The following is a 20312-nucleotide window of genomic DNA, read 5'->3' on the forward strand; positions in this document are numbered from 1 at the left end:
TTTTTTTAGAAGGAAAAATATGAGCGAAGAAATTAAGAAGGACAGTTATTCAGCAGATAGTATTCAAGCATTAGAAGGAATGGAGCATGTTAGAATGCGTCCATCGATGTATATTGGAGATGTAGGTGTTCGAGGTCTGCACCATTTAGTTTATGAAGTAGTAGATAACTCTATCGATGAAGCAATGGGTGGTCATTGTGATACAATCATTGTTGATATAAATGAAGATGGATCTATTAGCGTAGAAGATAATGGTCGTGGTATCCCAGTTGGAATTCATAAAAAAGAAGGTGTATCAGCATTGGAGGTTGTAATGACTAAAATTGGTGCTGGTGGAAAATTTGATAAAGATTCGTATAAAGTTTCTGGAGGACTTCACGGTGTTGGGGTTTCTGTAGTAAATGCTTTGTCAAAACACTTGCGCGCTACAGTTCATAGTGCTGACGGAAAAGTTTACGAGCAAGAATATGAAAAAGGAAAAGCATTATATCCAGTAAAACAAATTGGTGATGCCACGAAAAGAGGAACTGTTGTAACTTTTTATCCAGATCCAAGTATATTTACACAGACAATAGAGTATTCTTATGATACTTTGTCTGCTCGTATGCGTGAATTATCTTTCCTGAACAAAGGGATTACAATTACTTTTACAGATAAAAGAGAAAAAGATAAAGACGGTAATTTTGTTTCAGAAGTTTTTCATTCTGACGAAGGTCTTAAAGAATATATTCGTTATTTAGATGGAAATCGTGAGCCAATAATTGCGCATGTGATTTCTATGGATCATGAAAAAGGAGAGATTCCTGTTGAGGTTGCACTGATTTACAACACCAGCTATACAGAGAATATTTTTTCTTATGTAAATAATATCAATACGCACGAAGGAGGAACGCACTTGCAAGGTTTTAGAACAGGTCTTACAAGATCTTTAAAGAAATATGCAGATGCCTCTGGAATGTTAGATAAGTTGAAGTTTGATATTTCAGGAGATGATTTCCGTGAAGGATTAACTGCAATTATTTCGGTAAAAGTTCAAGAGCCACAATTTGAGGGACAAACTAAAACAAAACTTGGAAACAGAGAAGTAGTTTCTCCGGTTTCACAAGCAGTTTCGGAAATGATTGAAAACTATTTGGAGGAAAATCCAAATGATGCTCGTATCATCGTTCAAAAAGTTATTCTTGCGGCTCAAGCAAGACACGCTGCTAAAAAAGCACGTGAAATGGTACAACGTAAAACCGTAATGGGTGGAGGTGGATTACCAGGAAAATTATCTGATTGTTCTGAACAAGATCCAGCAAAATGTGAAGTATATCTTGTCGAGGGAGATTCGGCAGGAGGAACAGCAAAGCAAGGTCGTGATCGTGCTTTTCAAGCTATTTTACCACTGCGTGGTAAGATTTTGAACGTCGAAAAAGCAATGCATCATAAGGTATTTGAAAATGAAGAGATTCGTAATATATTTACCGCACTTGGTGTGACTGTTGGTACTGAAGAAGATAGTAAAGCTTTGAATATTTCAAAATTACGTTACCACAAAGTAATTATTATGTGTGATGCCGATGTCGATGGAAGTCACATCTCTACTTTGATTTTGACATTCTTCTTTAGATTTATGAAAGAGTTAATAGAGCAAGGACACATATACATTGCAGCACCTCCTTTGTACTTAGTTAAAAAAGGAAATAAAAAAGAATACGCTTGGAATGATGTTCAACGTGATCAAGCGAATGAAAGAATGGGCGGAAGCGCAGGAATTCAACGTTATAAAGGTCTTGGAGAAATGAATGCAGAGCAATTGTGGGAAACTACAATGGACCCTAATTTTAGAACATTGCGTCAAGTAACTATTGATAGTTTGGCAGAAGCAGATAGAGTTTTTTCAATGTTGATGGGAGATGAGGTACCGCCAAGAAGAGATTTTATTGAAAAAAATGCAGTTTACGCAAAAATCGACGCATAGCAAATGAGATAGACCTACTTTATTTTAGAATAAAGTAGGTTTTATATAATATTAACTAGAGTAACAAACAACCAAAAAACTTAAAAAATGAAAGTTACCATTGTAGGAGCAGGAAATGTAGGGGCGACATGTGCAGATGTGATTTCTTATAGAGGAATTGCTAGCGAAGTAGTATTGTTAGATATAAAAGAAGGTTTTGCTGAGGGTAAAGCGCTTGATATTATGCAGTGTGCTACAAATACAGGTTTTAATACCAAAGTAACTGGAGTTACAAATGATTATTCTAAAACAGCAGGGAGTGATGTAGTGGTAATTACTTCTGGAATTCCTAGAAAACCAGGAATGACTCGTGAGGAATTAATAGGAATCAATGCAGGAATAGTAAAAACGGTAGCAGAAAATGTACTAAAGCATTCTCCAGATACTATTATTGTAGTTGTTTCTAATCCTATGGATACAATGACATACTTGGCGCTAAAATCTACAGGATTGCCAAAAAATAGAATTATAGGTATGGGTGGTGCTTTAGATAGTTCTCGTTTTAGAACTTATTTATCTTTGGCTTTAGATAAACCAGCAAATGATATTTCAGCAATGGTTATTGGTGGTCATGGTGATACAACTATGATTCCTTTAACACGTTTGGCTTCGTATAATGGAATTCCAGTCTCGCAATTTCTTTCTGGAGAACAATTACAAAAAGTGGCAGCCGATACAATGGTTGGTGGAGCAACTCTTACTGGTCTTTTAGGAACATCTGCTTGGTATGCCCCTGGAGCATCAGTTGCTTTTTTAGTAGATAGTATATTAAATGATCAAAAGAAAATGATCGCTTGTTCTGTTTTTGTAGAAGGAGAATATGGTCAAAATGATATTTGTATCGGAGTACCTTGTATTATTGGTAAAAATGGTGTAGAAGAAATTCTTTCTATTGAACTTAATGATGCTGAGAAAACTTTATTTGCTAAAAGTGCAGATGCTGTTAGACAAATGAATGACGCTTTAAAATCGATTTTGGTATAAAAATTACATAAAAGAAATACAAGACTGCAACTTTGCAGTCTTTTTTCTTGAGATTAATTAATAAATAAATTGGTTAATCTTGTCGTTAATTATATATTTGCTCGGTTTAAAAAAAATGAAGCAACATTTTAGATAGTTTTTTAATTTAAGAAAGTGATCTAAGTTGTTGCTATATAGGGTTTAAAGCAAAAATAAATAAATAAAAAATAATTAATTTTTAGTAATAATGCAGAATAAAGGACTTATTAAATTTTTCGCAATTCTATTTGCATTGGTAAGTATTTACCAACTTTCTTTCACTTTTGTGGCAAGTAAAGTAAAAAACGATGCAAAATCTTTTGCTAATGGTGATTCTGAGAAAGAAGTTAAATATTTAGACTCTATTGGTAAGGAGAAAGTATTTAATCTTGGTTTTACCAATTTCACTTTCAATGAAGTTAGTGACAAACAAATCAATAAAGGTCTTGACTTAGAAGGAGGAATTAACGTTATTCTTCAAATATCAGTTAAAGATATTTTAAAAGGATTATCAAATAATTCTAAAAACCCAGTTTTCAATAAGTCTTTAGCTGATGCAACTGCAAATAAAAAAGGGAACCAAACCTATTTAGATGCATTCTTTGATGCTTTTGATGCCAATTCAAATGGAACTGTAAAACTAGCCTCTCCGGATATTTTTGCAAACAGAAGTTTACAAGGTGAAGGTGGAGTAGATTTTCAAATGACAGATGCACAAGTAAAGAAAATTATTTCTAGAAAAGTAGACGAGTCTGTAGAAAGCGCTTTTGGAGTTTTAAGAAAACGTATTGATAAATTTGGTGTTACACAACCTAATATCCAAAAATTAGGAAATTCAGGACAAATTTTGGTTGAATTGCCTGGAGCAAAAGATGTAGACAGAATTAAAAAATTATTACAAAGTACTGCTCAATTAGAGTTTTGGGAAACGTATAAAATAGAAGAAATTGGTAATTTTATAATGGCTGCTAATGAGTCATTGAAAAAAACTGAAATCAAAACTACTGAAGTAAAACCTGTTGTTAAGGATTCATTAAGCGCTTTATTGGCTGATGCAAAAGACACAGCAGTTGCTAAAAAAGGAAATAATCCTTTACTAGACAAAATTATCGCTCAAGGTGGTGGTCCTGTTTTAGGTCTTTTCTCACCAAAAGATACTGCTGTTATCAATGGTTACTTTAAAAGAGCTGATATTAGAATTTTATTAGCTGGAGATCAACGTTATGCTAAATTTGTTTGGGGTATAACATCTACGATTAAAGATGAAAAAGGAAAAGCAGTAGATGCTGTAGAATTATACGCTTTAAGAGGAAATAGAGATAATATTCCTGCAATGAGTGGTGGTGTTGTTACAGATGCTAAAGATACTTTTGATCAATTAGGTAAACCAGCTGTTTCTATGCAAATGGACGGTCAAGGTGCTAAATCTTGGGAAGAATTAACAGGAAGAGCTTATACTCAAAAAAGTAATATTGCTATTGTACTTGATGATGTAGTTTATTCTGCACCTGGAGTTTCTAGCGGACCTATATCAGGTGGAAGATCTGAAATCTCTGGAGCTTTTGATGTTACACAAACTAAAGATTTAGCGAATGTTTTAAGAGCAGGTAAATTACCAGCTGCTGCTGATATTGTTCAGTCAGAAGTGGTAGGGCCATCCCTAGGACAAGAGGCAATTGATAATGGTACAAACTCAGCTATTTTAGGTTTGTTTATTGTATCACTTTGGATGATGATTTATTATGGTAAAGCAGGTTGGTTTGCAAATATTGCATTAGCGGTTAACTTACTTTTCTTATTTGGTATTCTTGCAAGTATTGGAGCTGTATTAACTTTGCCTGGTATTGCTGGTATTGTATTGACAATGGGTACTGCAGTAGATGCGAATATTATCATCTATGAAAGAGCAAAAGAAGAATTAAGAGCTGGTAGAACACTCGAGGAAGCGATTAAGACATCTTACAGCTGGAGAGGTGCAATGTCATCTATTACTGATGCGAATGTTACACACATTTTAACTGGAGCTGTTTTATTTATTTTTGGTTCAGGACCAATCAAAGGTTTTGCTACTACATTATTAATTGGTATTATAACATCGTTATTTACTTCTATTTTTATTGCACGTATCTTTATTGATTGGAATATTAACAGAAAGAATGATTTGACATTTGTTACTAAATTCTCAAAAAATATTTTCACAAACTTCCATTTCAACTTCTTAGGAATGAAAAAATGGACGTACTTAATCTCAATCTGTATTGTTATCATCAGTTTTACTTCATTAGCAATTAATGGTCTTGATGAAGGAACAGACTTTGTAGGAGGAAGAACATTCCAAATCCGTTTTGAGAAACCAATTGAAACAGAAACTGTAAAAGCAGAACTAGAAAAAGTTTTTGATGGTAGTGCCGAAGTAAAAGTTTTTGGTAGTGATAATCAATTAAAAATTACAACAAAATATAAAGTTCAAGAGCCAGGTATTCAAGCTGACGAAGAGGTAAATAAATTGTTGTTTGAAAATCTAAAACAACATTATTCTGCTGGTTTAACTTATGATAAATTCGTTAACGCTTATGATGGTAAAAAAGTAGGTATTTTACAAGCTTCTAAAGTTGGTCCTACTGTTGCAGAAGATATCAAAACAAATGCTTATTGGGCTGTTCTTGGAGCAATGGCAATTGTATTTTTATACTTAATGATTAGTTATAGAAAATGGCAATATAGTTTAGGTGCTATTGCTGCTGTTGCGCATGATGTTATCTTTGTACTTGGAATCTATTCGTTATGCTACAAATTTATGCCTTTTGGTATGGAGATTGACCAACATTTCATCGCTGCGATTCTTACGGTAATTGGATATTCTATGAATGATACTGTTATTGTATTTGATAGGGTTCGTGAATATTTAGCTGGTAAAACTAAAGGTACATTTGCTGAAATAGTTAATCAATCTATTAATACAACAATGTCAAGAACAATCAATACATCGTTAACTATGATTGTTGTATTATTAATCATGTTTGTTTTTGGAGGAGAATCAATTAGAGGATTTATATTCGCTATGTTGATAGGTATTATAGTAGGAACTTATTCTTCATTATTTATTGCAACGCCAATCCTTGTTGATACGATCTCGAAAGAAGATAAAGAAAAGGTTGAAATTACACATAAAGAAGCTTAATTAGTTTTTTACATAGATTTTAAAAAAGAGATTCAACGAAAGTTGAATCTCTTTTTTTTTGGCTTAAATAGATACAAATTATTCATTTTAATGTTTCTCTTAACGAAATAATAATGCTGATCTTAAATAGAATACTTTTCTTTTAAGAGGTATTGTTAGTTAAAAATAGATTGATGAATAATTATAGGATTCTTTACGAAGATGTGCGTTGCATAATGTTTACTGTTTTGCTATGCTACAATTGTGTCTATTTAATGCTGTTCAGTATCACGAAATTTTTTTTTGACTAGATATTACTATCAGTATTCTATTATTTAATTGTTGTAAATCACAATTAAGAACGTTAAGATTTATGTGAGTATAAGTAAACTAAATTGATGCTAAAGTTTAATGTTGATCACAAATATTTCAATCATAAAAAAAGCGCTATCTGTTTCCAGATAACGCTTTTTTATATTGTGAATATATGTTTAATTAGTTACTTCCTTCTGTGCTGTAAAGATAAAATACAGTCCTACAAGTATAAAAGGTATACTTAACCATTGGCCAGTTGATAGTAAGCCCAAAGCACTCTCAAAACCGCCTTGACTTTCTTTTACGGATTCAACTATGACGCGAACGGTAAACAACAATACTAAAAACATTCCAAAAATATATCCTGTATATTTTCTTTTTTCTGTTTTCCAATACAAGAAAAATAATATGGCAAAAACGAAGATATAACAAAAACCTTCATAAAGTTGAGTTGGATGTTTTGCAGGAACTTGATCAAGCAAAGCAGAAAACTTAGGATCATTTGCTATTGCAGCATAAGCCGCAGTTGGATTGGGTATTTGCGTAGCATTGACTGCATCCATGGGACTAAAATGATCTCTAATGAACTTTATTCCAAAAGGTGATTTGGTAACGTGACCTATAATTTCTGAATTAAAAAAATTACCTAAACGCACAAAAATTGCTCCACTAGCAACTGCTAAAACAACTCGATCTAAAATCCATAATTGTGGTTTTTTTAGAACGTTTTTACTGTAAAAATACATTGCAATTATGATCGAAATAGCTGCGCCATGACTTGCTAGTCCTTGAAATCCAGTAAATTCCCAACCTTGAATGATATTAAATAAAGATTCATTTGGATTTTCTCTAATCGGTAAAAGAATTTCTAATAAATGATTGCGATAATATTCCCAGTCGTAAAAGAAAACGTGACCTAATCGAGCTCCTATTAAAGTTGCTAAAACGGTCCAGATAAATAACGAATCTAGTTTTTCTATCGATTCACCTTCACGTTCAAAGATGTTTTTCATGATGTACCAGCCTAATCCAAAAGCAATTACAAACATTAAACTGTAATAACGAATCATAAAAAAGCCTAAATCTATTCCTTCTGAAGGATTCCAAACGATATTCAAAGCATGTGTCATGTAAGGTTGTTTTTTTTAATCTGGTGTAAAAATAAAAAATAAAAGAAAAGTTCGTACCAATAAAAGGTTAATGTTCGTGCTTGCACTTCTTTTCTGGAACGGGATCGTAACCGGTTCTTCCCCATGGATTGCAACTTACAATCCTTTTTAAGCCTAGAAATCCACCATATAACAAACCATGTTTTTGTAACGCTTGTATCATATAACTGGAGCAAGTAGGTTCAAATCTACAAGAAGCCGGAGTAAAAGGAGAAATAGCTGTTTGGTAAAACCGAACTAACAATACAAAAGGAAAAATAAGAATTTTTGAAATCATATATCAGATAATTGCCTTTAGTATTTTAGATTTAATCTTATAAAAGAAGTTTTAAACACTAAAAGTAGTTCCTTCTTTACCATCTTTCAATTTAATTCCTAACGCTATCAATTGATCTCTAATTTGATCAGACAAAGCAAAATTCTTATTGTCTCTTGCTTGTTTTCTCATTTCGATTAGCATATTTACTGTTCCTTCTAATTTGTCGTTATTGCTATCGGAAACTTTTTCATCTTCCAGTCCTAATACATCAAATACAAACGCATTCATTGCTTTAGAAAATAGCTCTAAATCGGCTAGATTTAAACTTTCTTTGCCATCGTTTAATAAGTTGATATATTTGACACCTTCAAATAATTGTGCAATTAAGATTGGCGAGTTAAAATCGTCATTCATGGCATCATAACAAGACTGTTTCCATGCTGCAATATCAATAGTGCTTTTTGTATTTGCGTTTATTTCTTTTAGCAAACTAATTGCTTCCATCAAACGTTTGTATCCTTTTTCTGCAGCAACAATTGCATCGTCAGAGAAATCCAAAATGCTTCTATAATGAGCTTGCAACATAAAAAATCGTGCTACCGAAGCTGAAAAAGCTTTGCTTAAAATAGTGTTATCTCCAGTCAATATTTCCCTTGGTAAAATATTGTTACCAGTAGATTTAGCCATTTTTTTACCATTTAAGGTAAGCATATTGGCATGCATCCAATAATTTACCGGAGTTTGCCCAGTACAAGCTTCATTTTGAGCAATTTCACATTCATGATGAGGGAATTTCAAATCCATTCCGCCACCATGAATGTCAAAATGATTGCCTAAATATTTTGTACTCATAGCAGTACATTCCAAATGCCAACCCGGAAAACCATCGCTCCAAGGTGAAGGCCAACGCATGATGTGTTGTGGTTCTGCTTCTTTCCAAAGTGCAAAATCCTGTGGATTTCTCTTGTCACTTTGACCATCAAGATCGCGGGTGTTTGCCAACATATCCTCAATATTACGACCACTTAAGCGTCCGTAATGATTGGTTTTGTTGAATTTTACCACATCAAAATATACCGATCCGTTCGCTTCATATCCAATTCCATTATCAATAATTTTTTTGATAATTTCAATTTGTTCAATTATGTGTCCAGTTGCTGTTGGCTCAATACTTGGTGGTAAAAAGTTAAAAGCATTTAAGATATCATGAAAATCTACCGTATAACGCTGCACAACTTCCATGGGTTCTAGTTGCTCTAAACGTGCTTTTTTAGCAATTTTATCCTCACCTTCATCCACATCATCTACAATATGACCAACATCAGTAATGTTACGCACATAACGAGTTTTATAGTCCAAGTGTAATAAATACCTAAAGATCACATCAAAAGACATAAAAGTTCGTACGTTTCCTAGGTGAACATTGCTGTAAACGGTAGGTCCACAAACATACATTCCCACATTTCCTTCATGAATTGGTTTAAATACTTCTTTTTCTCCCGAAAGAGAATTGTATATTTTGAGTGTTTGCGTTTCGTATAAAGGCATTTAGTTTGTTTTTTAGGAGCTAATTCCTGCTTTGCGTTACAATCTTTTGATTTTTAAGAAAAAATAAAAAGGATTTCCACTACAATCAGGGCTAGGGTTTATTGTTTAATGACGAATAAAGTAATTTAGAACTTAGTCTCTAGTTTAATATAATCTAAAAACTCTCTGCGAGTCACGCTGTCTTTAAATTTTCCACCAAATTCTGATGTTACAGTACTACTTTCGATATCGCTTATTCCTCTTGAGTTTACGCAAAGGTGTTTGGCATCAATCACACAAGCAACATCTTCAGTTCCTAATGCTTGTTGTAACTCTTGTACAATTTGCATCGTCAAACGCTCTTGAACCTGAGGTCTTTTAGAGTAATATTCTACAATTCGGTTCATTTTTGATAAACCAATTACACTTCCATTAGAAATGTAAGCCACATGTGCTCTTCCTATTATAGGTAATAAATGGTGCTCGCAAGTAGAATATACAATGATATTTTTCTCTACAAGCATTTCGCCGTATTTGTAGTTGTTGTCAAAAGTAGATGCTTTTGGTTTTCTTTCCGGATTCAAACCTCCAAAAATTTCTTTTACAAACATCTTGGCAACACGATTGGGCGTACCTTTTAAACTATCGTCTGTCAAGTCCATTCCTAGTGTAAGCAGAATACTCTCAACGTCTTTTTTTATTTTTTCAATTTTCTCATCATCTGAAATGGCAAAAGCATCATCTCTCACTGGGTTTTTTGCGGATAAACTAATGTGATTATCTCCTATTTCGTCTTGAAATTCTTCTTTATTTATCATTAAAAGGAACTATTATATTGGGTAAATTTATTTAAAGCGTAAAGGTAAATAATAAAAATTAAAGAATTTCTATAGGTTGAATTATTTAATGGCAAACCCATTTTTGTTTTATTAAAATGCAGAATGAAATAAACAACAAATCAAACAAAAATATTCTTGTACTAGTTTTATTTTTGAATTAAAAATAAAGGCAATAACCTTGCGATTATTGCCTTTGTAATAATTTATTCTCCTTTCTAATTAATAGGAATTGAGATTTTTAATCTATTATGCTTTAGTTTGTAATGCATTATAAACAGGAATCGCTGCTTTTAATATTCTTACGGCACTAATTAAATCGTCTTTCTTTAAAACATAAGCAATTCGAACTTGATTTAATCCCATTCCAGGAGTAGAGTAAAAGCCTGCAGCTGGAGCTACCATTACAGTTTCGCCATTCAAATCATAGCTTTCTAAAAGCCATTGTGCAAAAGCATCTGCATTGTCAATTGGCAATTGTGCGATACAATAAAAAGCACCTTTTGGTTTGCTTACTATAACACCTTCGATTTTATTTAATTCTTCAATCAAAGTATCTCTACGTTCTCTGTATTCTGAAATTACTTCGTCAAAATAAGCTTGTGGTGTTTCTAAAGCTGCTTCACTTGCAATTTGCTCAATTGTAGGTGGACTTAATCTTGCTTGTGCAAATTTCATTACCGTAGCCATTAACTCCTTATTTTTAGAAACAATACATCCTATTCTAGCGCCACACATGCTGTATCTTTTTGATACAGAATCAATCATAATTGCATGTTCTTCAAGTCCTGGAACATTCATCACTGAATAATGAATATCACCATCGTAAGTAAACTCACGATAAACTTCGTCAGAAATTAAAAATAAATCATGCTTTTTGACTAATGCTGCCAATTGCATAATTTCTTCTTTAGAATATAAATATCCGGTTGGATTTCCAGGATTACAAATAAGAATAGCTTTAGTTTTAGGTGTAATCAGTTTTTCAAAATCTGCAACTGCTGGTAATGCAAATCCAGTATCAATTGTTGAGATTACAGGGATTACATTAATTCCTGACGCAGTAGAAAAACCATTATAATTAGCATAAAATGGTTCAGGAATAATAATTTCATCCCCTTGATCCATTGTGCTTCCCATTGCAAACATTAATGCTTCTGATCCACCTGTTGTAACAATAATATCTTCTGTATTTACAGGAATACCTTGATTGGTGTAATAAGCAGCTAATTTCTTTCTGTAACTTTCATTACCAGCAGAATGACTGTATTCAAGAATCGTTAAATCTATGTTCTTGACAGCTGCCATGGCAACTTCAGGAGTTTTGATATCCGGTTGTCCAATGTTTAGATGATATACTTTATTCCCTTTTTTCTTAGCTATTTCTGAATACGGAACTAATTTACGTATTGGCGATTCTGGCATTAATTTGCCTTTGTTAGATATTTTTGGCATAGTCTTGATTATTGAATTGCAAATTTGCGATTTTTTTTCGGAATTTATTGCAAATAAAAAGTGTATATATTGTTAAATCTACATTTTTGAATCAATTAATTTCCTATTTTTATCTAAATGAATCACAATGCTTAAAGTGCTTTTTTTAGTTCTAATTTCTTTATTAATTGTTCCGATCTACGGGCAACAAGGTTTTTTGTTTGAAGAGGGAGTTAATAGAGTAAAAATACCTTTTAAAATAATAAATAATTTAATTTTTGTGCCTATCAAAGTAAATGGGACTGAACTCAATTTTTTGCTAGACACGGGAGTTTCTGAAACTATACTTTTTAGTTTAGAAGAAAAAAAAGATTTTCGGTTTATAAACGTAGAGAAAGTGATTTTGCGTGGACTTGGAAATCAAACGGCTGTTGAAGGATTAAAATCGCAAAACAATGTTTTAGAATGTGGTGGCTTAAAAATGAGTAGTCATTTGCTATATATAGTTTTAGATCCTGAGTTCAATTTATCTTCTCACATAGGGATTCCGGTAAACGGTATAATTGGAAATCCTTTTTTTAGGAATAATTTAGTCGAAATCAATTATCGAAAAAAACACATAATTGTTTACAGGGACATTCAGAAAAATCAAAATAAGATTCAGAAAAAGTTTACCACAATTCCAATTACCATAGAGAAATCAAAACCATACTTAAAAAGTAAAATTACGTTGAATGCTCAAGAGAGTGAAGTCAAATTATTAATTGATATTGGTAATAGTGATGCCGTCTGGTTGTTTGAAGATTCTTCAAAAAATATTGCTATTCCTCAGAAAAATTTTGACGATTTCTTAGGGAAAGGATTTAGTGGTGATATTGAAGGTAAGCGAGGTAAAATTGAAAAATTTAATTTGGCAGAGTTTGAATTTAAAAACCTTATTGCTGCTTTTCCTGATTCTATTTCAATCAAAAACGTTACTATGGTTACAGATAGAATGGGTTCTGTAGGCGGTGAAGTGATGAAGAGATTTAATGTCGTTTTTGATTATAAAAATCAAAAGCTATTTTTAAAAAAGAATGGCAATTTTTCTAGCACTTTCAGTTATAATAAAAGTGGAATTGAAGTGCAACACAACGGATTGCAATGGGTTCAAGAAACAGTACCAATGGAAACCATTCCATTAGCATCAAAGTTTAATGAATCTGAGGTTTATACAACAAAATCTGATTTCAAATATAAATTTCAATTGAAACCTGTTTATGAAATTGCACATGTTCGTAAGAATTCTTCGGCGGCAAAAGCAGGACTTCTAAAAGGAGATGTAATTATTAAGATTAATCACGACACAGTTTATAAACTGACCTTAGAACATATAAATGCCATTTTTAGATCGGAAACCGATAAATGGATCAATTTAGAAATTGAAAGAGAAGATAAAATATTGAAATTCAGATTCCAATTAGAAGATGTTTTATAAAAAAAAATGCTTCTGAAAATTTTCAGAAGCATTTTTGGTTGGATAAATTTTAAAAATTAATTAGAAATTACTTCTCCTTTTATTTTTATAGCCACTCTTCCTTCATCATAATTTACGGCATTAGATTCAACAGTTATTGTTTTTCTAATAGGTCCGGGAGCCATATTGTATTTTACTGTAATTTTTCCTGTTTTACCGGGCATTATTGGCTCATCTGGTTTTGTTGGAACCGTACATCCACACGTAGAAAGTACATTGGTGATGATTAATGGAGCGTTGCCTGTGTTTGTAAAAATGAAATCACGTGTGCCATTTTCGGACTTGGTAACTCGGCCATAATCAATTGTGTTGTCTGGCGCAGAGAATACGATTTTAGGTCCATTTTGAGCAAAACCAATACTACTTATTAATGCTAATGCGAATAAAATTATTGTTTTTTTCATTTTTATTTGTTTTGAATCATTTAGTAAAAATAGTTTCTTTTAATTAATGCACAAATTTTTATTTATCTTTTTATAGTGTACATAATTATTTACTTTTGTTCCCTATCTAAATTACAAATATCAGACCAAAGTATAATTTTGGTTTTAACAGTTGCTTTATATGACTATCCCTGCACAATTTGACGCTAAAAATATAGAAAATAAATGGTATGACTACTGGATGAAAAACAATTATTTTCATTCGGAGCCAGATCATAGAACACCTTATACCATTGTAATTCCTCCACCAAACGTGACTGGAGTCTTGCACATGGGTCACATGTTGAACAATACCATTCAGGATGTATTGATTAGAAGAGCACGTCTTAAAGGATTCAACGCCTGTTGGGTTCCTGGAACGGATCACGCATCAATTGCTACTGAGGCAAAAGTGGTAGCCAAATTAAAAGCAGAAGGAATCAATAAAAATGATTTAACTCGCGAAGAGTTTTTGGCGCACGCCTGGGAATGGACCGATAAATACGGTGGTGTTATCCTAGATCAACTTAAAAAGCTAGGTGCTTCATGCGATTGGGAGAGAACCAAGTTTACAATGGATCCAGATATGTCAGCATCTGTTATAAAATCTTTTGTGGATTTATACAACAAAGGATTAATTTATCGCGGCTACAGAATGGTAAACTGGGATCCAGAAGCGAAAACGACTTTGTCTGACGAAGAAGTTATTTATGAAGAACAACAAGGGAAATTGTATTTCCTAAAATATAAAATTGAAGGAAGTGAAGACTTTCTAACGATTGCTACAACACGTCCAGAAACCATTTTTGGAGATACTGCGATTTGTATCAATCCTAATGACGAGCGTTTTGCTCATTTGAAAGGAAAAAAAGCCATCGTTCCGATTTGCGGAAGAATTATTCCTATTATCGAAGACGAGTATGTAGATATCGAATTTGGAACAGGTTGCCTAAAAGTAACGCCTGCTCACGATATGAATGACAAGGCTTTGGGTGAAAAACACAATTTGGAAATAGTAGACATCTTTAATGAAGATGCTACACTAAATAGTTTTGGTTTGCATTACCAAGGAAAAGACCGTTTTGTAGTTCGTGAAGAAGTTTCAAAAGAATTGGAAACAATTGGTGCTTTGGCAAAAATGGAAATTCACTTGAATAAAGTAGGAACTTCTGAAAGAACAAAAGCGGTGATCGAACCTCGTTTGTCAGACCAATGGTTCTTGAAAATGGAGGATTTAGTAAAACCAGCGATACAATCTGTTTTAGTAGATGGCGATATTAAATTACATCCAGCGCGTTTTAATAATACCTATGCGCATTGGTTGAATAATATTCGCGATTGGAATATTTCTCGCCAATTGTGGTGGGGACAACAAATTCCTGCTTATTTCTACGGCGACGGAAAAGAAGATTTTGTAGTGGCTGAATCTGTTGAAGAAGCTTTGGCTTTAGCCAAAGAAAAAACGGCTAACCAAGAACTTCAAATTTCTGATCTTACACAAGACGTAGATGCTTTAGACACTTGGTTCTCTTCTTGGTTATGGCCAATGTCTGTTTTTGGAGGAATTATGGATCCAGAAAGCGAAGATTTTAAATACTATTATCCTACGAATGATTTAGTAACTGGTCCAGATATTTTGTTTTTCTGGGTGGCGCGTATGATCATTGCAGGGTATGAATATACCGATAAAAAACCGTTTACAAATGTATATTTAACAGGTTTAGTTCGGGACAAACAAAGGCGTAAAATGTCTAAATCATTGGGGAATTCACCAGATCCATTAGATTTAATTGAGAAATTTGGTGCCGATGGCGTTCGTGTAGGGTTGCTTTTGAGCGCTTCTGCTGGAAACGATATTATGTTTGATGAAGAGTTGTGTAACCAAGGAAAAGCGTTTACCAATAAAATTTGGAATGCATTCAAATTAATTAAAGGTTGGGAAGTTTCAGATGCAATTCCACAACCGGAATCTTCTAAAGTAGCAATAGAATGGTATGAAGCCAAATTGCAACAAACACTTTTAGAAATTGAAGATAATTTTGAGAAATATAGAATTTCTGACGCTTTAATGGCAATTTATAAATTGGTTTGGGATGATTTCTGTTCTTGGTTCCTAGAAATGATAAAACCAGCTTACCAGCAACCAATTGACAGCGTAACTTTTGCGAAAGCGATTGAAATGTTGGAAAACAACTTGAAGTTATTGCATCCATTTATGCCTTTCTTGACAGAAGAAATTTGGCAAATCTTAGCTGAAAGAACGACCGAGGAAGCTTTAATCGTTTCTACTTGGCCAGAAATGAAACCATTTAACGCCAATCTAATTACAGATTTCGAAAATGCAATTGAAGTAATTTCAGGTATTAGAACAATCCGTAAAGACAAGAATATTCCTTTCAAAGATGCAATTGAATTGAAAGCGATTAATAATGATAAAACTTCGACTTATTTTGATTCGGTTGTAACCAAATTAGGCAATATTACTACATTAGAATATGTCTCAGACAAAGTGGATGGCGCTTTATCGTTCCGAGTAAAATCAAATGAATATTTTATTCCAATTACCGGAAGTATAGATGTAGAGGCTGAAATAGCAAAACTAACTGCAGAGTTGGTTTACACGCAAGGTTTCTTGAAATCAGTTCAAAATAAACTGGCAAATGAGAAATTTGTAGCTGGTGCACCAGAAAAAGTTTTGGCAAACGAAAGACAAAAAGAAGCGGATGCACTTGCTAAAATTGAAACGATCGAGCAAAGTTTAGCTGGATTAAAATAGATTTTGGACATTTTAGATATTAAAAAATCCCAATTCTGATTATTCAGAATTGGGATTTTTTATTTTTATTTGAAAGGTATAGTAAAAAATTACTTTTTCTTTAAAAAGTAGATAACTTGACTGTAATAATCTTCACCATAAAATTTCATGAAATCTCCATTAGATTTGAGAATAAAGAAAGCAGCACAATTTTCGTGAAGCGTAAATACTTTATTATAGAAAAATCCTGAGTCTAAAATAAAATTTACTTTCTCTTTATCAAAGTTATCTTCCGTATAAACGAAGAAATCAATAGTATTGTTTTGGGCACTGATTGATTGGGAAATTTTTATTTTATTGTCAATTTGAATTGATTTTTTTCTTTTATTTATTTCTGGTGAAATACAATTTTCTGCTTTCTGACTGTAATTTATTAATATGTTTTTATCTTGGGGCAAAGTAGTGTTTAATTCCTTTTCAAATAAAGCTCTAATTTCTTTGTATTGGGTGGCGTCTAATGTTCCTGTGAAAGATTTTACGCTTTCTTTATATTTCTCATTGAATTGGTTGTTCGTTCTAAGTTTGCTGTTTTTTTTAGAAATACAAGAAGTAGATAATAATAACACAAAAAGCCAAAGTAAATTTTTTAGAGAGAGCTTCATATTTCAATGTAGATAATTGTTTTCTATTTGTAATTTGGCAAATTATTTTAGCAGTACTTGTTTCTACTAAGATAATAAAAATAAGAATAGTAAGGGAAATAAAACTCCAGCTAAAGCTAGTTTCCAACCCCGTTCTTTAAAGCTGAATTTTCCGCCTTTAACCATTATGGTTCCAGTTAATGCTATAGCGATTAAACTCAACGCAAAAATATCAGAATAATATATCCAAAAATTAGAAGTGCTCTTATGCAATTTCATCGCTTGACTGATGATTGGTGTTTTTATAAAAGTAACCATTTCCCCTTTTCCTGTTTTTAGGTCAATTTCGAGATCATGATTTTCAAACGAAATTTTCAAACTCCCTTTTTTAATGCTGTGTTTTCGGAGTTTATCATCGATTCCTAATTTTACACCCAACGCTTCAGCAAATTTTTCATTGATTTGGTTCTCCTCTGGAAGTTGCACCTGAATCATTTTAGTTTTCGTTGTGTATTTTTCAGGATGCCAAGAATCTCTATGATTCATCATCAGTCCAGAAAAGGCAAAGGAAATTATAAGACCAATATAAAAATAGCCTAAATCTCTATGTAAATTACGGAAGTTTTTCTTTTTCATTTTTGTGTTCGATTTCTATTTGCGAAAATAACTTATTCTAATATAAAAAATAAAAACTTTTTTCTGCAAGATCAATTTGTGACCTTACAGAAAAAAGTTTTTTATAATTCTATTTTAAGTTTTCTTAAAATTTATATTTTAATGAAGTCATTACTTGACGAGGAGCAATTGGATTTACACTGTAGTTTTCATGCACCGTATAATTTAACTCATCTGTAATATTAGATAATTTGCATAAGATTGAAAATTTCCCCCATTGGTAACCAGCAGAAATATCGATTGTTGTGTAACCATCTAAAGGAATTTCTCTATCAAATATACCATTTGGTTCGCTTGATTTATATTGGTTGTTCCATCCGCCAACACGTTTCCCGATATAATTTGCAGAAGAACCAATTGATAATCCTTTTAATATTCCGGAAGGCAATGTGTAAAAGAAACTTAAATTAGCTGTATTTGCAGGTGTTCTTGTCAAACGATCACCTTCAATAGCACTTCCTTGAAGACCTGAAGTTTTAGTATAACGCATGTCATTGTAGCTGTATCCTGCCATAATGCTTAAACCCTCTGTAGGTCTTGCTGTAATATCTAGTTCAACTCCTTTACTTTTTGTTGCACCACTTAATACTTTTATAGAGGAATCAGTATTGCTTGATCCGTCTGCTTTAAACTCAGCAGTTTGTGCTAAATTACTGTTCTCAATTTGGTATAAAGTAAAATTTGTACTCAAGAAACCTCTCCAGAAATCTTTCTTAATTCCCAATTCATATTGGTCAATTATAGATGGTTTAATTACTTTTAGATCTACTGTTGTTCCTGAGTTTGGTGTAAACGAGTTGGAATAACTAGCAAACAACGACATGTCTTTAGTAGGTTGGTATACTAAACCAATTTTTGGAGTAAAGGCTTGATCAATACGTTTTGCATCTTCCTTTATTACTATAGGAGTTTTAGTTAAATCTTGACTAGTTGCTTGCGCTTCTTGCCATGACCAACGAATTCCTGCAAGTACTTTAAATTTTTCAGTAAGAGAAATTAAATCTTGTGCATAAATTCCGAAACGGTTGGTATCTGTTTTTACAATTTTAGTATTTGTCCCTTCTGGTATTGCTCCGCCTTGATTGAAATTATCAAGGTCAAATATATTTCCACTACCATAAGTATTTGGTGTAAAAGTGTATGTATATCCTTGAGAAAAAGAATTTTCAAAATCAATTCCAGTAAACAATTGATGCTTTACGCTACCAGTTTGAAAATTACCTTGTACGCTAAATTGTTCTCCAATAATTTGTTCTGAATTTTTATTTTGACCTAATGGACGACTCCAATCACCGTTTGCTGCTGGTTGAACACGTTCTGTTCCTTTTGATTTTCTTTCAAAGTTTTGAAATGAACTATTAAAATTCAATTTCCAATTTTCATTGAACTCATGTTTTACTAATCCAGAAACACTCGCTTGTCTAGTTTGCCCATTAGACCAATCAGCACCTAAGTAAGTATTTCTTGGAATATCAACAATGGTTTTTCCAATAATACCTGTTCCAAAATCGGGAGTCCAATTGTCATGTAAATAATCTCCTTGTAATACAATTTCTGTTTTATCACTCGCTTTAAAAAGTACAGATGGATTTATATAGTAACGTTCTTTTTTCACCACGTCTCTAAAACTTTCAGAGTTCTCGTAAGAACCGGTAAAACGGTATGCAATATGTTTGTCTAAAGGACCATAAATATCAATCGATGGCTTATAGAAAGAATTACTTCCCATTTGCATGCTAATTTCACCACCACTTTTAAATGAAGGTTTTTTGGTAACCATATTTACGATACCACCTGGAGCAACGTTACCAAATAATAAGGCAGCACTTCCTTTAAGTACTTCCACTCTTTCAAGCGAAGAAACTTCCGGCATCGAACCGCTATTCAAACGGAATCCATTTTTAAACATATTGTTCGAAGACATATCATATCCTCTAGACCAGAAGGTTTCTGATGCGCCTCCACGTGCTGAACCAACATATACACCATTTATATTTTTGATTACATCGCTCAATCGTACAGACTGTTGCTGTTCAATAACATGATGTCCTATAATTTGAAGACTCTGTGGCAAATCAATTGGTTTAATATTCAAACCAGATAAAACAGTTTCTTTTTTCTTATTTGGGGTTTGTTTAATTCTAATTACCAATTCTTTTAAAGCGGTAATTTCTTCGATTAATTTAAACTCCACAAAATTAGTTTGATTTGGTAAAACTTTAATCTCTTTAGATTGTCTCTTCATTCCGATACCATCTAATGTAATGGTATGGCTTCCTATTGGGAAATTTTTGAAACTAAACTCACCATTATCATTAGTTTCAGTAGTTTTTGCTTCTTTGCCTAATTTAATAGCAATTCCCTTTAGCGGAAATCCATCGGCAGAAAGTATTCTTCCTTCGATAATTCCGGTTTCTTGTGCTTGTATGTAAAATGATGTTAATAATAAGATGAAAAGGACTTTAATTTGATTGCTCATGATTCTTTATTTGGAATAATTAAAAATAACGATGCAAATATAAAACCTCATTTTGAATCCACAAAGCTTATTTAGATTAAATATCAATAATAAATCTTATTGATTGTTAATTATATGAAA

Annotated in this window: 14 protein-coding genes; 5 read left to right on the forward strand and 9 right to left on the reverse strand. The window is 32.6% G+C overall.

Annotated elements, in window-relative coordinates:
* The first annotated feature begins 19 nt into the window (after window positions 1-19).
* The 3 genes from gyrB to secDF all read left to right on the forward strand — a co-directional run bounded on the left by gyrB (window position 20) and on the right by secDF (window position 6185).
* Window positions 20-1963: a DNA topoisomerase (ATP-hydrolyzing) subunit B gene (gyrB, locus tag H2650_RS07335; RefSeq protein ID WP_188050140.1), complete on the forward strand. Its 1944-nt coding sequence runs from the start codon at window positions 20-22 to the stop codon at window positions 1961-1963.
* Window positions 1964-2050: 87 nt separating this feature from the next.
* On the forward strand, window positions 2051-2986 hold the full coding sequence (mdh, locus tag H2650_RS07340; protein ID WP_188050141.1) for a malate dehydrogenase: 936 nt from the start codon (window positions 2051-2053) through the stop codon (window positions 2984-2986).
* Between the two features lie 226 nt (window positions 2987-3212).
* Window positions 3213-6185 (forward strand): protein translocase subunit SecDF, encoded by a 2973-nt coding sequence (gene secDF, locus H2650_RS07345; RefSeq protein WP_188050142.1) that lies wholly within the window; start codon window positions 3213-3215, stop codon window positions 6183-6185.
* A 470-nt stretch (window positions 6186-6655) separates the two neighbouring features.
* Here the strand turns inward: secDF and lgt are convergent, their stop codons facing one another.
* From lgt to H2650_RS07370, 5 genes are all read right to left on the reverse strand, one after another.
* Complete coding sequence (lgt, locus tag H2650_RS07350; protein ID WP_188050143.1) at window positions 6656-7609, reverse strand: prolipoprotein diacylglyceryl transferase; 954 nt, start codon at window positions 7607-7609, stop codon at window positions 6656-6658.
* A 67-nt stretch (window positions 7610-7676) separates the two neighbouring features.
* Window positions 7677-7925 (reverse strand): membrane protein insertion efficiency factor YidD, encoded by a 249-nt coding sequence (gene yidD, locus H2650_RS07355; RefSeq protein ID WP_188050144.1) that lies wholly within the window; start codon window positions 7923-7925, stop codon window positions 7677-7679.
* Window positions 7926-7976: 51 nt separating this feature from the next.
* Window positions 7977-9455 (reverse strand): cysteine--tRNA ligase, encoded by a 1479-nt coding sequence (gene cysS / locus H2650_RS07360; protein WP_188050145.1) that lies wholly within the window; start codon window positions 9453-9455, stop codon window positions 7977-7979.
* 125 nt (window positions 9456-9580) lie between these two features.
* Window positions 9581-10252: a GTP cyclohydrolase I FolE gene (folE, locus tag H2650_RS07365; protein WP_188050146.1), complete on the reverse strand. Its 672-nt coding sequence runs from the start codon at window positions 10250-10252 to the stop codon at window positions 9581-9583.
* A gap of 267 nt (window positions 10253-10519) precedes the next feature.
* A complete protein-coding gene (locus H2650_RS07370; RefSeq protein WP_188050147.1) occupies window positions 10520-11725 on the reverse strand; it encodes a pyridoxal phosphate-dependent aminotransferase in 1206 nt (401 codons plus the stop codon).
* A 127-nt stretch (window positions 11726-11852) separates the two neighbouring features.
* Here H2650_RS07370 and H2650_RS07380 point away from each other — a divergent pair, with 127 nt between their 5' ends.
* On the forward strand, window positions 11853-13181 hold the full coding sequence (locus tag H2650_RS07380) for an aspartyl protease family protein (RefSeq protein WP_188050148.1): 1329 nt from the start codon (window positions 11853-11855) through the stop codon (window positions 13179-13181).
* Window positions 13182-13237: 56 nt separating this feature from the next.
* Here H2650_RS07380 and H2650_RS07385 read toward each other — a convergent pair whose 3' ends face one another.
* Window positions 13238-13624, reverse strand: a complete 387-nt coding sequence (locus H2650_RS07385; RefSeq protein WP_188050149.1) for a DUF1573 domain-containing protein — start codon at window positions 13622-13624, stop codon at window positions 13238-13240.
* 160 nt (window positions 13625-13784) lie between these two features.
* Here H2650_RS07385 and H2650_RS07390 point away from each other — a divergent pair, with 160 nt between their 5' ends.
* The gene (locus H2650_RS07390) at window positions 13785-16418 is read left to right on the forward strand and encodes a valine--tRNA ligase (protein ID WP_188050150.1); all 2634 of its coding nucleotides are present in this window, start codon (window positions 13785-13787) and stop codon (window positions 16416-16418) included.
* An 89-nt stretch (window positions 16419-16507) separates the two neighbouring features.
* Here the strand turns inward: H2650_RS07390 and H2650_RS07395 are convergent, their stop codons facing one another.
* The 3 genes from H2650_RS07395 to H2650_RS07405 all read right to left on the reverse strand — a co-directional run bounded on the left by H2650_RS07395 (window position 16508) and on the right by H2650_RS07405 (window position 20192).
* Window positions 16508-17059, reverse strand: coding sequence for a hypothetical protein (locus H2650_RS07395; RefSeq protein ID WP_188050151.1), 552 nt, complete (start codon window positions 17057-17059; stop codon window positions 16508-16510).
* 66 nt (window positions 17060-17125) lie between these two features.
* Window positions 17126-17674, reverse strand: coding sequence for a PepSY-associated TM helix domain-containing protein (locus tag H2650_RS07400; RefSeq protein WP_188050152.1), 549 nt, complete (start codon window positions 17672-17674; stop codon window positions 17126-17128).
* Window positions 17675-17798: 124 nt separating this feature from the next.
* Window positions 17799-20192, reverse strand: a complete 2394-nt coding sequence (locus H2650_RS07405) for a TonB-dependent siderophore receptor (RefSeq protein ID WP_188050153.1) — start codon at window positions 20190-20192, stop codon at window positions 17799-17801.
* Window positions 20193-20312: the final 120 nt, after the last annotated feature.

Source organism: Flavobacterium sp. GP15, assembly GCF_014281985.1.
Classification (GTDB): domain Bacteria; phylum Bacteroidota; class Bacteroidia; order Flavobacteriales; family Flavobacteriaceae; genus Flavobacterium; species Flavobacterium pygoscelis.

Bases quoted from the DNA above. Each gene is read 5' to 3' on its own strand.
- H2650_RS07390 (WP_188050150.1), top strand. From the start codon at position 13,785: ATGACTATCCCTGCACAATTTGACGCTAAAAATATAGAAAATAAATGG.
- folE (WP_188050146.1), bottom strand. From the start codon at position 10,252: ATGATAAATAAAGAAGAATTTCAAGACGAAATAGGAGATAATCACATT.
- H2650_RS07385 (WP_188050149.1), bottom strand. From the start codon at position 13,624: ATGAAAAAAACAATAATTTTATTCGCATTAGCATTAATAAGTAGTATT.
- H2650_RS07380 (WP_188050148.1), top strand. From the start codon at position 11,853: ATGCTTAAAGTGCTTTTTTTAGTTCTAATTTCTTTATTAATTGTTCCG.
- H2650_RS07395 (WP_188050151.1), bottom strand. From the start codon at position 17,059: ATGAAGCTCTCTCTAAAAAATTTACTTTGGCTTTTTGTGTTATTATTA.
- mdh (WP_188050141.1), top strand. From the start codon at position 2,051: ATGAAAGTTACCATTGTAGGAGCAGGAAATGTAGGGGCGACATGTGCA.
- secDF (WP_188050142.1), top strand. From the start codon at position 3,213: ATGCAGAATAAAGGACTTATTAAATTTTTCGCAATTCTATTTGCATTG.
- yidD (WP_188050144.1), bottom strand. From the start codon at position 7,925: ATGATTTCAAAAATTCTTATTTTTCCTTTTGTATTGTTAGTTCGGTTT.
- H2650_RS07405 (WP_188050153.1), bottom strand. From the start codon at position 20,192: ATGAGCAATCAAATTAAAGTCCTTTTCATCTTATTATTAACATCATTT.
- cysS (WP_188050145.1), bottom strand. From the start codon at position 9,455: ATGCCTTTATACGAAACGCAAACACTCAAAATATACAATTCTCTTTCG.
- lgt (WP_188050143.1), bottom strand. From the start codon at position 7,609: ATGACACATGCTTTGAATATCGTTTGGAATCCTTCAGAAGGAATAGAT.
- H2650_RS07400 (WP_188050152.1), bottom strand. From the start codon at position 17,674: ATGAAAAAGAAAAACTTCCGTAATTTACATAGAGATTTAGGCTATTTT.
- gyrB (WP_188050140.1), top strand. From the start codon at position 20: ATGAGCGAAGAAATTAAGAAGGACAGTTATTCAGCAGATAGTATTCAA.
- H2650_RS07370 (WP_188050147.1), bottom strand. From the start codon at position 11,725: ATGCCAAAAATATCTAACAAAGGCAAATTAATGCCAGAATCGCCAATA.